General features: G+C 29.9%; 14 protein-coding genes. 10 read left to right on the top strand and 4 right to left on the bottom strand.

Annotated features, from left to right (window positions below):
* The 3 genes from secF to yajC are packed head-to-tail and all read right to left on the bottom strand — an operon-like array spanning position 1 to position 2,820.
* A complete protein-coding gene (gene secF / locus L8U37_RS00230) occupies positions 1–972 on the bottom strand; it encodes a protein translocase subunit SecF (protein WP_220566868.1) in 972 nt (323 codons plus the stop codon).
* Positions 972–2,552: a protein translocase subunit SecD gene (secD, locus tag L8U37_RS00225; protein ID WP_039628546.1), complete on the bottom strand. Its 1,581-nt coding sequence runs from the start codon at positions 2,550–2,552 to the stop codon at positions 972–974. The genes secF and secD overlap by 1 nt, the downstream gene beginning before the upstream one ends.
* On the bottom strand, positions 2,545–2,820 hold the full coding sequence (yajC, locus tag L8U37_RS00220; RefSeq protein ID WP_039618686.1) for a preprotein translocase subunit YajC: 276 nt from the start codon (positions 2,818–2,820) through the stop codon (positions 2,545–2,547). The genes secD and yajC overlap by 8 nt, the downstream gene beginning before the upstream one ends.
* Between yajC and L8U37_RS00215 the strand changes: the two genes are divergently transcribed.
* Complete coding sequence (locus L8U37_RS00215) at positions 2,790–4,112, top strand: apolipoprotein N-acyltransferase (RefSeq protein WP_220566869.1); 1,323 nt, start codon at positions 2,790–2,792, stop codon at positions 4,110–4,112. The genes yajC and L8U37_RS00215 overlap by 31 nt on opposite strands.
* A 10-nt stretch (positions 4,113–4,122) precedes the next feature.
* Here L8U37_RS00215 and metK read toward each other — a convergent pair whose 3' ends face one another.
* The gene (gene metK, locus L8U37_RS00210; RefSeq protein WP_263665254.1) at positions 4,123–5,316 is read right to left on the bottom strand and encodes a methionine adenosyltransferase; all 1,194 of its coding nucleotides are present in this window, start codon (positions 5,314–5,316) and stop codon (positions 4,123–4,125) included.
* A 147-nt stretch (positions 5,317–5,463) separates the two neighbouring features.
* On the opposite strand from metK, the gene sstT reads away from it, so the two are divergent.
* Genes sstT through smpB form a run of 9 tightly spaced genes read left to right on the top strand, consistent with a single transcriptional unit; the run spans position 5,464 to position 14,046 of the window.
* The gene (sstT, locus tag L8U37_RS00205) at positions 5,464–6,690 is read left to right on the top strand and encodes a serine/threonine transporter SstT (protein WP_263671265.1); all 1,227 of its coding nucleotides are present in this window, start codon (positions 5,464–5,466) and stop codon (positions 6,688–6,690) included.
* A 9-nt stretch (positions 6,691–6,699) separates the two neighbouring features.
* A complete protein-coding gene (locus L8U37_RS00200) occupies positions 6,700–7,578 on the top strand; it encodes an aspartate carbamoyltransferase catalytic subunit (protein ID WP_133318702.1) in 879 nt (292 codons plus the stop codon).
* A gap of 4 nt (positions 7,579–7,582) precedes the next feature.
* Positions 7,583–9,304, top strand: coding sequence for a M3 family oligoendopeptidase (locus L8U37_RS00195; RefSeq protein ID WP_133318701.1), 1,722 nt, complete (start codon positions 7,583–7,585; stop codon positions 9,302–9,304).
* Positions 9,297–9,743, top strand: coding sequence for a hypothetical protein (locus L8U37_RS00190; RefSeq protein ID WP_133318700.1), 447 nt, complete (start codon positions 9,297–9,299; stop codon positions 9,741–9,743). Before L8U37_RS00195 ends, L8U37_RS00190 begins: the two co-directional genes overlap by 8 nt.
* Positions 9,740–11,803: an ATP-dependent helicase gene (locus L8U37_RS00185; RefSeq protein WP_133318699.1), complete on the top strand. Its 2,064-nt coding sequence runs from the start codon at positions 9,740–9,742 to the stop codon at positions 11,801–11,803. The genes L8U37_RS00190 and L8U37_RS00185 overlap by 4 nt, the downstream gene beginning before the upstream one ends.
* Positions 11,800–12,618, top strand: coding sequence for a tRNA pseudouridine(55) synthase TruB (truB, locus tag L8U37_RS00180; RefSeq protein ID WP_133318698.1), 819 nt, complete (start codon positions 11,800–11,802; stop codon positions 12,616–12,618). The genes L8U37_RS00185 and truB overlap by 4 nt, the downstream gene beginning before the upstream one ends.
* Positions 12,612–12,839 carry a carbon storage regulator CsrA gene (csrA, locus tag L8U37_RS00175; protein ID WP_012661763.1) on the top strand — a complete coding sequence of 76 codons (228 nt, stop codon included), beginning with the start codon at positions 12,612–12,614 and terminating at the stop codon, positions 12,837–12,839. Before truB ends, csrA begins: the two co-directional genes overlap by 7 nt.
* Positions 12,836–13,591, top strand: coding sequence for a 4-(cytidine 5'-diphospho)-2-C-methyl-D-erythritol kinase (locus tag L8U37_RS00170; protein WP_133318697.1), 756 nt, complete (start codon positions 12,836–12,838; stop codon positions 13,589–13,591). The genes csrA and L8U37_RS00170 overlap by 4 nt, the downstream gene beginning before the upstream one ends.
* A complete protein-coding gene (gene smpB, locus L8U37_RS00165) occupies positions 13,591–14,046 on the top strand; it encodes an SsrA-binding protein SmpB (protein ID WP_039668585.1) in 456 nt (151 codons plus the stop codon). The genes L8U37_RS00170 and smpB overlap by 1 nt, the downstream gene beginning before the upstream one ends.
* Positions 14,047–14,055 lie beyond the last annotated feature (9 nt).

Here is a 14,055-nt window from a genome sequence, read left to right as displayed (position 1 = left end):
TTACACCGTTCCTTTTTCATACATCGCTCTTAATTTCTCTTTTTCTTGTTTTTTCTTTACTTTTTCTAATTCTTTTTGACGATACTGCGTAACACTAAATTTAAACCATAAAAGTGCTGGACTTGCTACAAATATAGAACTTGCAGTACCTGCCACAATACCCACTATCATAGTTAGAGCAAAACCTTCTATCATAGATCCACCAAAGAAATAAAGCACTACAACAGTGATTAAAGTTAAACCTGTTGTTAAAGTAGTTCTTGATAAAGTTGCAGAAACTGATTCATTAATAATTAAATCAAGTTTTGAATTTTTACTTGTTTTAACACCTTCTCTAATCCTATCAAAAATAATAATCGTATCATTTAAAGAATATCCAAGCACAGTTAAAACAGCCGCCAAAATATCTAAATTTACATCTATTTCAAATAATGCAATAGCACCTAAAGTAATGACTATATCATGAATTTCACACACAATAGAAGCCATAGCAAAACGCCATTCAAATCTCACTGCCAAATAAATCAAAATAGCAATCAAAGAAATTCCAACTGCCATAAGACCTTTATTACGTAGTTCATCTCCTACTTTTGGACCTACTACATCCACGCGGCGCACTTCAAATTTACCTGTATCTTTTAACAAATTTGCAATACTTACTCCAATATCACTTCCCAAGCTATCGCTACTTCCTGAAAAGCGAATAATAACTTCATTAGCACTACCAAATTCGGTAACACTAGCTCCTTTTAAATTTTCATTTATAGATAAAGCTTTACGAATTTCAGCCAAGGGTGCTTTTTGCTCATATTGAAGCTGTACCAAAGTTCCACCGGTAAAATCAATACCAAAATTCAAACCCTTAGTAAAAAGGATAAAAATAGAACCAAAAAATAAAATAAAAGACAAAGAGATGGCTGCAAATCTCATTCTCATAAAATCATAAATATGTTTTTGACTAAAAAATTGCATTAAGGTCTCCTATATCCAAACCATAATCTTGTGTTATTGCTTTTTTCCATACGGTTCATAAACATTTCAAACATACCATGAGTTCCAACAATAGAAGTAATCATTGAAACTAAGATTCCAATGCTTAAAGTCACCGCAAAACCTTTTACCGCACCTGTTCCATAAGCATAAAGTACTACTGAAGTAATAAGCGAAGTAATGTTAGAATCTAAAATCGCACTCATTGCATGCTTATAGCCATTTTCAACACTTTGCCTTATGCTAGCACCCTCTCGCAATAATTCCCTAATTCTTTCATTAATAATAACATTAGAATCTACTGCCATACCTACAGTAAGCACAAGTCCTGCCATACCAGGTAAAGTTAAGGTTGCACCAAACATAGCCATTACAGCAATAATCACTAAAATATTTGCCACTAAAGCAATATTAGCAAAAATTCCTGCTATACCATAATACATCACCATAAATGCAATAACTAATATAGAAGCACCTGCTAGGGCTATCATACTCATTTTAATACTATCAGCACCCAAAGATGGTCCAACACTTCTTTTTTCAAGCATTTTAACCGGTGCTAAAAGTGCCCCACTTCTTAAAGCAATGGCCACATCATGAGCTTCTTCAACGGTAAAACTACCACTAATTTGACCACTACCTCCACCTATTCTTTCATTAATTCTTGGAGCTGAATATACTTTATTATCTAAAACTATAGCTAAGCGTTTGCCTACATTATTTCCTGTATAGTCTCCAAATTTTTTAGCACCTTCCGAATTTAAGGTGAAATTAATCACAGGAAGATTATTACTTTGCGCAAAACCCACTTTTGCGTCTGTTAGCATAGAACCATCAAGAATAGGTATAGATTTTACTAGATATTTAATTTGAGGATTTTTTGCATCTTCAAAAATTAAATCTCCATATTCAGCAGCTTGAGCTGGAGTAAGATTATTTACCTGATCCATTCTAACATCATCTACTTCCATTAATTGCAAATGTGCAGCTTTTGCAATAAGTTCTCTAGCTCTAGCCTCATCTGCAGCAGTTTTAATACCTGGAAGTTCGACTAAAATTTTATCCTCACCTGATCTTGCTACATTTGGCTCTGCAAGACCAAATTGATCAAGTCTATTTCTAATTGTTTCTACAGCTTGCAAAATAGCTTGTTCATGAGTTAATTTAATTTCTTCTTGGGTTAAAGAAAGTGTGTAGTGTAAATTTTCGTGTGTAATAGCCAAGCCTTTAATGTCTTTTAACAACAAATCAACCTTAGCTACATCATTTTCATCCAATAAACTAAATTCAATACTAGTATCATTTACTTTGATTTTATCAACAATAATATCTTCTTTATTGATAGAATAACTAAGAGAAGAGGCTATGGATTTAACCTTTGACTTAACTGCCTCTTCCACTTCTACACCTAATAACATATGCAAACCACCTTGCAAATCAAGTCCTAGGTTAATCTTAGCACCACTTTGGGTTTGCATAAAAGAAGGTATAGAAAAAACAAGCCCTATAAGAAAAACTACAAAGAAAATAATACTTCTATAAGTAATTTTTCCACTACGCATCAATTTTCTTTGCTATAAAATCTCTAGAAATTTTTACAACTACATTTTCATCATTAAGCTTAACTTTGATAAAATCCTCTTCTGGTTTTACCACCTCGCAAATTATCCCACCATTTGTGATGATTTTATCTCCTTTTTCTAAAGATGAAACCATCAATTTATGGTCTTTTGCTTGTTTTTGTTGTGGTCTAATAACCAAAAAATAAAAAATCGCAAAAAGCACAATGAGAGGCAACAATGAAGTCCAAATATTTCCGTTTTCTGCCATTTCTTCCCCTTTTTTTTAAGTTCATAAATTCTAATTCTACCACTTTTAAAATAATAAAAGCCTTTTTTTCTGCACTTTTATTGTCAAATTTTATTTATTTTTCTTTTTTTGAAAATTTACTTTTCGAATTTATCTCACCATTTTTAAGCATATATGGTTTAATTTTATTACTAAGAAACAAAAGTAAAGCAGGATATTTTTACACCGGTTTTTTTATAGGAATTTTATGGTTTTGGTGGATAGGTTTATCATCAATTTATTTTAATTTAGCTTATTTAATTCCTTTAGAAATTATCTTAATTGGATTAATTTATGGATTTTTGTTTTTTATATGTTTTTTTCTTAAATATGATTTTTTAAGGCTTTGTGGAATTTTTTTACTTTGTTTTATTCATCCTTTTGGCTTTGATTGGCTAAATTGGGGTGTTTTAAGTGTATATGGAATCTTTGATGCAAGTTACCAAGGTATTATAGCTATGTTTTTGATTGCTTATTTTTATTATGAAAAATATATTTCAAGATATTATAAAATAGCAATCATTCTAATCCTTATTCTAATCGGAGCTCAATATAATCAAAAACAATCACAAACACTAAAATTAGACTATAAATTAATCCAAACTAATATCTCCCAAGATCAAAAATTCATACAAGAAAATTTACAAACTCATTCTAAAGATATATTTTATCAAATCAACAAGGCTATAAAAGAAGGTAAAGAAGCAATTATTTTTCCTGAAACTGCTTTTGCTTTTGCATTAAATAAAGCACCAAGTTATTTACAAGCCTTAAAAGATTTATCAAAACAAATCATCATCATCATAGGTGCTATAAGCACTACACCTAATCATCTATACAATAGTACTTATGTATTTGACAATGGCAACATACAAGTTTTTAACAAACATTATCTTGTACCTTTTGGAGAAGAAATTCCTATATTTAAAAACTTTTTTAAAAAACACCTTTTAAATATTGATGAATTTTCAAAAGGAAAAGAATTAAATCAATACACTCTAAATAACCAGCTCATCACTAATGCTATCTGCTTTGAAGCTACAAAAGAAAAACTTTACAAACACTCAAAAATCATCATCGCTATTTCAAACAATGCTTGGTTTAATTTTTCAAGTGAGTATAAATTACAAAATTTTCTAATGCGTTTTTATGCAAATAATTATAATGTAAGTATATATCATGCAGTTAATGGAAAAGAAAATGCGGTAATTAAGCCAAAAGAAGTATTGATTTTAAAGATAAAAGAAAAACTTTTAAAGCAAAATGAAGCTTAAAAGCTTCATTTTATAATGCCTTAAATTCATCAAGTGCGTCTAATTTTTCCCAAGGATAATCAGCTTGACCCACTTGACCACGAGCAGCTACATCAGCATACATGAAAGTATCTTTACTTGGTTTATCAAGATTGAATTTATTTTTAATCCAATTTGGAGTTAATGGGAAAGTTTTCATCACAAAATCACTTAAAATATCATCATCTAATCTTGTATTTGTTCCCATGCAATCCACACTTACAGAAGTTGGTTTAGCCACACCTATAGCATAAGAAAGTTGCACTATACATTTTTTAGCAAGCCCTGCTGCTACGATATTTTTAGCAAGCCATCTTGCAGCATAAAGTCCACTTCTATCAACCTTAGTATAGTCTTTAGAAGATTGTGCACCACCTCCTATTGGAGCATAGCCACCAAAGCTATCTACTATGAGTTTTCTTCCTGTTAAACCACTATCATGTAATGAGCTGTGATTTACATATTTTCCCGTTGGGTTGATTAAAATTCTTGTTTTTTCTGGGCAAAAAAGCTCTTTTGGTAAATTTGAATCCAAAATCAAATCCATCACCAAAGCTCTTAAATCTTCTATTTTCATACTTTCAACACAAGGAGCTGAAACTACAATAGTATGGATACTTTGAGGTTTGCAATTTTCAAAATTTTCTTTATTTGCATAATCAATTGTAACTTGAGTTTTAATATCTACTCCAAGTTTATCAGGATTGTTTTTTGCAAACTCATATACTTTATCACAAAGCATTCTAGCATAAGAAATAGCTGCTGGCATATATTCTTTTGCTTCATTGCTTGCAAAACCAAACATTATACCTTGATCACCTGCTCCAATCTCTCCATCTTCTTGATCAACACCTTGATTGATATCAGGACTTTGCTCATTTAAAAATACCATTACATCTAAATCATCAGGGTGTAAACATTGTTTTTTGCTAAAATGCGGATTTCCATTGTAACCAATATCTGCTAGAGCTTTTTTTACAATATTTTCATAATCTTGTTTTTCTAATTTATATTTTGATTTAATCTCACCACCAATTACTACTTTATTTCCTGCTACAAAAACCTCACTAGCAACCCTTGAGTCTTTATCATGAGTTAAAAAAGCATCCACTATAGAATCAGCTATAATATCAGCACATTTATCAGGATGTCCTGCGCTAACAACTTCAGAAGTAAATAAATACATATTTTATATTCCTTGCATCATCTTTTTCGTTAAATTAAAAATTTTCTAAAATATAATAACATAAGCTAACTTAAAAATCAAAAAGCTTATTTAAGCTTTACTTTGCTAGAATAAATTTAAATTTATCACTACAAAAAAAGGTAAGAAATGAATTTATTTTCTTATGCAATCAAACGCTATAAAGATGGAAATCTTATTTTACAAATTTGCATAGGTATTGTTTTAGGAATTTTAGTAGGTATTTTTTCTAAAGATTTAGCTATTTTTGCAAATATTTTTGGTGCTTTATTTACAGGAGCGTTAAAAGCTATAGCGCCAATTTTAGTTTTTATTTTAATTTTAACAACCATTTGCACAAAAGAATTTAATCATGGAAGTGAGAAAATAAAACACATTATTTTCTTGTATATTTTTGGAACCTTTTTAGCTTCTTTAAGCGCAGTTAGTATAAGTTTTATCTTTCCTGTAGAATTAGTATTAACCGATATTGAAAAAGCTTCCACTACAAGCCCTGCGCATATAGGCGAAGTATTTAAAACCTTACTTTTTCAAGTAGTAGATAATCCTATCCACGCTTTATCTTCAGGAAATTATTTAAGCATATTAGCTTGGGCTATTGGTGGAGGTTTTGCTCTAAGACATTGCTCTAATGATGCAAAACAACTTTTTACTGATATAAACGAGGGTGTATTAAAAATCGTTAAATTTATAGTCAAGCTTGCTCCTTTTGGAATTTTTGGACTTGTGGCTAATTCAGTTGCTCAAACAGGAGCAGCAGGACTTTTAAGTTATATTAAATTATTAATCATTTTAGTTTTAACCATGTTTTTTGTAGCCTTTGTAATTAATGCTTTAATTGTCTTTGCTTATACGAAGAAAAATCCTTATCCTTTGATTTTTATTTGCTTAAAACATAGTGCTGTTTTTGCATTTTTTACAAGAAGTTCTGCAGCAAACATCCCTGTAAATATGGCACTTTGCTCTAAATTAAATATCAACAATAATCTATATAGCATTTCTATTCCACTAGGAGCTACGATTAATATGGCAGGGGCAGCTGTAACTATAGCTATACTAAGTCTTGCAGCAGCTCATACAGTAGGTATTGAAATAAATTTTTTACAAGCTATGCTTTTGAGTGTATTAGCTGCATTTGCAGCTTGTGGAGCTAGTGGGGTTGCCGGAGGTTCGCTTTTACTCATACCGCTTGCTTGCTCTTTGTTTAATATCGATTATGATATAGCTATGCAAGTAGTTGCGGTTGGATTTATCATAGGGGTTATTCAAGATAGCGTTGAAACAGCTTTAAATAGCTCAACAGATGTTTTATTTAGTGCTATTTGTTCAGATAATGAACTTAATTTAAAAATTTAAGGAGGACTTATGAGGCATTTAATTACTACAAAAGATTTTAACAATGATGAAATCTTGACTTTATTTAAAGAAGCAAAAGAATTTTTAGATGAAAAACCGCGCACATTTTTAGAAGGAAAAAGTGTCACAACAATTTTCTTTGAAAATTCAACACGCACTCAATCAAGCTTTGAAACAGCCGCAAGAAGACTAGGTGCTAAAGTTTTAAAATTAGATGTTTCAAGAAGTAGTTCAAGCAAAGGCGAAACACTTTTTGATACTGCTGCAAATTTAGACGCAATGGCGCCAAGTGCTATTGTAGTTAGACACAAAAACTCAGGCGTGCCTCATACTTTAGCAAATTACACTCATTGTCCTATAGTTAATGGAGGCGATGGTAAACACGCTCATCCTACCCAAGCTTTGCTTGATCTTTTTACTATAATGGAGCATTTTAACTATAATGTAAAAGGTAAAAAAATAGCGATAGTAGGAGATATTAAAAACTCACGCGTTGCTGCTTCAAATTTAGAATTATTACCTCGTTTTGGTATTGATATCACCCTAGTGTCCCCGCCTCATTTTATGCCAAATTATCCTATTAAAAAAACAAATAAACTAAAAGAAGTTATTGATGATGTTGATATTATCATGAGTCTTAGAACACAAACTGAAAGACACAATATTCCAACCTATGCATCGCTTAAAGATTATGCAAATGATTTTTGTATTAGCAAAGATTTAATAAAAGATAAAAATCTCATTATCTTACATCCTGGTCCTGTGCATAGAAATATCGATATTAGTGATGAAGTAATGGCTGATAAAAGATGCAAGGTTTTAACTCAAGTTAAAAATGGTGTTGCCATTAGAATGGCTGTATTAAAAAAACTCATTTTAGAAAGCTAAAATCATGCAAAATTGGAACTTAAGTACATTATTTAAAGATGAGCAAGAATTAAATCTTTTTTTACAAAAAATCCAAGATGAAGCTTGTGAATTTAAAAAACAATATGAAACTAATCTTCATAGTTTAAGCAATGAGCAATTTTTACAGGCTTTAAAAAATTACGAAGAATTAATCTTAAAGCTTTCCCACATACTAACCTATGTGTATTTAAATTTTGCTCAAGATACTACCAAGGGTGCTTTTTATGCAAAATATGAAAATTTAAGTAAAAAAATAGAAGAAAATCTTTTATTTTTTGAGCTTGAATTTTGCGAGTTAAAAGAAGAAAAAAGTAAAACTTTCATCACATTTTGCAAAGATTATGAGTTTTATTTGAACAATCTTATCAAACACAAAAAACACAATCTTTCTAAAAAAGAAGAAAGAGTTATCTTGGTTCTATCAAGTACAGGTTCAAATGCATTTGCAAGATTATTTGATGAAACCTTTAGTGCTTTAAAATTTAATTTTGAAGGGCAAAAATTAAGCGAGGAAGAAATTCTAAGCAAGCTTTATGATAAAGATAGAAGCATTAGAAAAAAAGCTTCAAAATGCTTTAGCAAAACCTTAAAAAAGCAAAACAAACTTTTAGTATATATTTTTAATATGATTAAAAGTGAACTTGCCAGCATTTGTGAGTTAAGATCTTATGAAAACCCAGAAACTCCAAGGCATATAAGAAATCAAATTTCTAAAAAAAGTGTTGATGCGCTTATTAGTGCTAGCGAGAATAGCTTTGATATCGTTTCTAAATTTTACAATGCAAAGAAAAAAATTCTAGGATATAAAAAGTTAAAAGATTATGATCGTTATGCACCTATTGGAAAAGAAATGCAAGTTGATTTTAATCAAGGAAAGGATATCGTTTTAAAAGCCTTTGAAAAATTTTCTAAAGATTTTTATATGATAGCAAAAGAAGCTTTTGAGAATAATTGGATCGATGTTTATCCTAAAGAATTTAAACAAAGTGGAGCATTTTCTCACTCAAGCACGCCGCTAAGCCATCCTTTCATACTTTTAAACTATACCAACCAAAGACGCGATCTTTTTACCCTAGCTCATGAGCTAGGCCACACTATACATCAAAAACTTTCTTATAAAGTAAGTTTTTTAAATCAAGATACACCTCTAACTACAGCAGAAACTGCTTCAGTGTTTGCAGAAATGTTGATTTTTGATTACATTAAAGAAAATTTAGACAAAGAGGAGCTTTTATCTTTATATGCAGCAAAAATCGAAGATATTTTTGCTACTCTTTATAGACAGATTAATTTTACTACTTTTGAACGCAGATTTCATGCTAAAAAAGAAGAACTAAGCGCTCAAGAACTAAGTGAAATTTGGCTTGAAGAATCAAGAAAAATGTTTCAAGATAGTGTAGTTTTAACCAAAAACTATGGCCTTTGGTATTCTTATATACCACATTTTATACACTCTCCATTTTACTGCTATGCTTATGCTTATGCACAACTTTTAGTTTTAGCACTTTATGGTCTATATAAAAGTGGCAAATGCTCTAATTTTACTTCAATTTATATTGAGTTTTTAAGTAGTGGGGGAAGCAAAAGCCCAAAAGAACTTGTAGCTATGTTTGGCTTTGATATAGAAAGTGATAAATTTTGGAATATAGGCTTAGAGCAAGTTAGGATACTAGTAGATGAATTTTTAAGGCTAAGCAATGATTGATAAAATTTTAAATAATAAAAATTTTATAACTTTAATGCAAAAAAGCATTTATGAATGTTTGCAAATTTTAATCCAAGAAGATATTGAGTTTAATATCATTGTAAATACTAAATTTGTTACACTCGAACCTCCTTTACCACCAGAATTAGATGTAGTGAGCAAAAATCCTTATTGTCTTTTTGCACTTGGTGGTTATACTTTTAAATCCATAGTTTTAACAAATGAGCATATAGAATTTCACGCAGGTTTTGGACCTGATGATTTTGCAACCTTTGTGAAAGTGGATTTAGGGGCAATTACTCAAATTCAAGTTGAAGATAATATCATTTTTGTCAATTTTTCAAACTATTTTAAAAAGCAAAATGATCAAAAGTTAAAAGAAAAATCCATGAATGCTTTTTTAAACAATCCCAACAATAAAGATTTATTTAAAAAATGAGTTTTTTTGAAGGTTTAAATGATAGCCAAAAAGAAGCTATCATGCATATTGATGGAGCTATGCTAATACTAGCAGGTGCAGGTAGTGGAAAGACTAAAACCATTACCACTAGACTTGCCTATTTAATCGATCATGTAGGTATTCCTGCGCAAAATACCCTCACGCTAACCTTTACAAATAAAGCTGCTAATGTAATGAAAACAAGAGCCTTAGCACTTTTACAAGATCAAAATTTACATAATCCCCTTTTATGTACTTTTCATAAATTTGGTTTGTTATTTTTAAGACTTTATAGCGAAAGAATTAATAGAGCAAATAATTTTGTCATTATTGATACAGATGATAAAAAGAAAATACTAAAAGATTTAGCTAGCGAAAATTTGCAAAGCTCTTTAGCAAGCATAGGTGCTTATATTTCAAATTTTAAAAATCAAAGCAAAAGCGCTCAAGAAATACGCAAAGAATTAGAATTTTTAAAAGATGAAAAAAACAAAAATTACGAAGAAATCATTCATTTATATGAGCAATATGAGCATTTTTTAATCCAAAATAATTTCATGGATTTTGATGATTTACTCATGCTAACTAATAAAATTTTAGAAGATGAACAATTTGCACAAGAGCAAAGTCAAAAATATACTTATATAACAGTAGATGAGTATCAAGATACTAATGCCTTACAATATCAAATTCTAAAAAAACTTTGCACGTCTCATGAAAATATTTGTGTGGTGGGTGATGATGATCAAAGTATTTATGGTTGGCGCGGGGCTAAAATAGAAAATATCTTAAATTTCAAAGAACAATTTAACAATGTAAAATTAGTCAAATTAGAGCAAAATTATCGCTCAACTAGCGCTATTTTACAAGCTGCGAATGAGCTTATAGAACATAATAGAAAAAGACTAGGAAAAACTTTAATTTGCACCAAAGATGAGGGCGAAGAAATCACAATTTTACAAAATGATGATGAGAAAATTGAAAGCTTTAAGGTTGCAAGAGAAGTTTCAAAACTTTTAAACTCAGGGATTAATCCTAGTGAAATAGCCATACTTTATAGAGTAAACGCCCTATCTCGTGCTCTTGAAGAAGCTTTTAGCAAAGAAAAAATTCCTTTTAAATTGCTAAGTGGAATTCGTTTTTATGAAAGAGCTGAGATTAAAGATATTATTTCTTATTTAAGATTACTTTCAAATTTAAATGACGATTATTCTTTTAAACGCATTATCAACCGCCCTAAAAGAAATTTTGGTAATGCAAGTTTAGAAAAGCTAGAAAATTATGCCAAAGAAAATCATTTGTCTTTATTTGAAAGCCTATGTGCTTTGCAAGGAAGTGGATTTTTTAGCAAAAAAACAGACAAAGAATTAGAAAAATTCATACTAAGCATACACAAAATCAAAGAAAAAGATGATTTACTTGCAATGATTTTAGCCTTAGAAGAAGAATTTAAAATCAAAGAATTTTACAAAGATAACCCAGAGGGTGAAGATAAACTTTTAAATATAGATGAACTTTATGCTAATTTAAAAGATAAAATCACTCATGGAAATTATAATGGCTTAGATGATATTTTAAATGAAATTTCTTTACTTAATGAGCAAGATGGACTTGATAAAGAAAGTATTTGTATTATGAGTATTCATGCAAGTAAAGGACTTGAGTTTGATTATGTTTTTATCATAGGCTTAGAAGAAGGATTTTTCCCACTCACTAGCGAATCAAGCAATATAGAAGAAGAAAGAAGACTTGCCTATGTAGCAATCACTAGAGCCAAGAAAAAACTTTATTTAAGTTATGCTAATTCTAGATTTTATAAAGGAAGTCGCACAAGATTAGAAAAAAGTAGATTTTTTGGCGAGAGTAATGTAATCAAAAAAGAATTAACACTAGATCATCAAAAAAATTGCTACAAAAAAGGCGATTTAATCAAACATAAAATTTTTGGCATAGGCAGAGTCACTGGGGTAAGTAAAATAGGTGCTGAAGAAAAACTCACGATTAATTTTGGAGGCATAGAAAGAATGATAATGTCAAGTTTTGTGGAAAAAGTGATATGAATAAACTTTTTGTAGCTTATAAACCAAGTGGTATAAGTTCTAATGCTTTTTTAGGCAAACTCAAGAAAAAATATAAAAACAAAAAAGCAGGTTTTTCAGGAACACTTGATCCTTTTGCAAAAGGTGTTTTACTCATAGCCTTTGATCAATACACAAAACTTTTTCGTTTTTTTGATAAAAATCCAAAAGTTTATAAAGCAACACTTTGGCTAGGCGTGCATTCACTAAGCCTTGATAATCAAAATATCAAAGAAATCAATCTTATAAATGCTTTTGATGAGCAAATTTTAGAACAAATTAAAAATGAACTTTTAGGTAAAATCACCTACACCCCACCCGCATTTTGTGCAAAAAAAATAGATGGAGTGCGCTCTTATGAGCTTGCAAAAAGAGGTTTTGAAGTCAATTTAAAATCCTGTGTTATGGAAATTTTTTATACTAAAATTTTACACTATAACCACCCCTTTTTAACCATAGAAATAGCAGTTAGTGAGGGTTCTTATATACGCTCTTATTGTGAATTATTTGCTAGAAAACTTGGTATTAAAGCCACATTAAGCTCATTGGAGCGTTTAAGCGAGGGAAGGTTTTTTTATGAGAATGAAAAAGAGTTAAATCCTTTAGCTTATTTAAATCTTAGAAAAAATACGATAAAATACCCCCAAAAATTACACAATGGACAAAAAATATTTTTGGACGATTTGGAAATTCAAGAAGAAGGTAGCTATATTTTAGAAGAAAAAGATTTTTTTTCTATCATTTCTATCCAAGATAATCAAGTGCAATATTATTTAAATAAGGTATTAAAATGTTAATTTTATCAAGAAAAGAAAATGAAAGTATAAAAATCGGAGATGATATAGAAATCAAAGTAGTTCAAACAGGCAAAGGCTATGCTAAAATAGGCATCGAAGCTCCAAAGTCTTTAATGATACTACGCAAAGAGCTTATCGAGCAAGTAAAAAGTGAAAATTTACATGCAATTAGCGATGAAACGATAAAACTTGACGATCTGAGTAAAAAGCTTAAAAAATGAAAGCTTACGCAAAAGCTAATATTTTTTTAAAAATCATAGGAATTGATTTAAGATCTTATCATTTATTACAATCACGCTTTATTTTACTAAAAAATATTTTTGATGAGTTAAGCTTTAGTGATGAAAAAACCAAAGAAGGGTTTGAAATCACTGGAAATTTTACTCAAGATACTATCATACACAAAGCTTATAAAGAATTAGAAAATTTAGGTTTTTCTAATGAATTAAATGAATTTTTTAAAGACAAAAGTTTAAAGCTTATCAAAAACATTCCCATAGGCGGAGGCCTTGGTGGAAGCAGTACTGATGCGGTTGTATTTTTATTAATGATCAACGAAACTTTAAATTTAAAACTCAACCAACAACAACTTAAACAAATCTGCCAAAAACTTGGCTCTGATTTAATCTTTTTTTTAAGCGGATATGATAGTGCAAATGTTAGCGGGTGTGGCGAGATTGTAGAATATTTTGAAGATGATTTTGCCCAACTTGATTTTACTTTTCCAGCTATTGAATGCTCAAGTGCAAAAGTATATAAAGCATTTGATGAAAGTTCATATGATTTAACAGCGAATTTAAATTTAGCCAAAACACTTAAAACACTCAAAACAAGTGAAATTTTAGAGTATAAAAATACTGATTTAAACGACTTATTTGCTCCTTGTGTAAAAATTTATCCTAAAATGCAAACTTTTCTTAATGAGGCTTATTTTTTAAGTGGAAGTGGAAGTGGAGTTTTTAAGGCTAAATGATGAAAAAAACTATAGTAAAAAACAAAAAAGCTTTTTTTGATTATGAAATTTTGGAAAAATTTGAAGCAGGTATTGTTTTAAAAGGTTCTGAAGTAGTGGCATTAAGAGCTAGTAGAGCAAATTTGAAAGATTCTTTTGTGCGTATTATCAAAGGTGAAATTTTCTTACTTAATGCTCATATTTCTCATCTTAGCACTACACATTCTTTTTATAAGCATGATGAAAAAGGTGCGCGAAAACTTTTAATGCATAAAAAGCAAATCGATAGGCTTTTTGGTAAAATTAGCACCCAAGGCTTTACTATAGTGCCATTAGAACTTTATTTTAATGAAAAAAATAAAGCAAAAGTCTTAATAGCCTTAGCCAAAGGAAAAAACTTACACGATAAAAGAGAAAGCTTAAAGAAAAAACAAGCAGATCTTGAAGCAAGAGCTGCTATGAAAAATCATTATTAAAAAAGGATT

Origin of the sequence: Campylobacter sp. RKI_CA19_01122 (genome assembly GCF_025771325.1) — a bacterium.
GTDB lineage: Bacteria > Campylobacterota > Campylobacteria > Campylobacterales > Campylobacteraceae > Campylobacter_D > Campylobacter_D lari_D.
The sequence above is the reverse complement of the archived record's forward strand: the minus strand, read 5'-3'. Positions and strand labels throughout refer to the sequence as shown.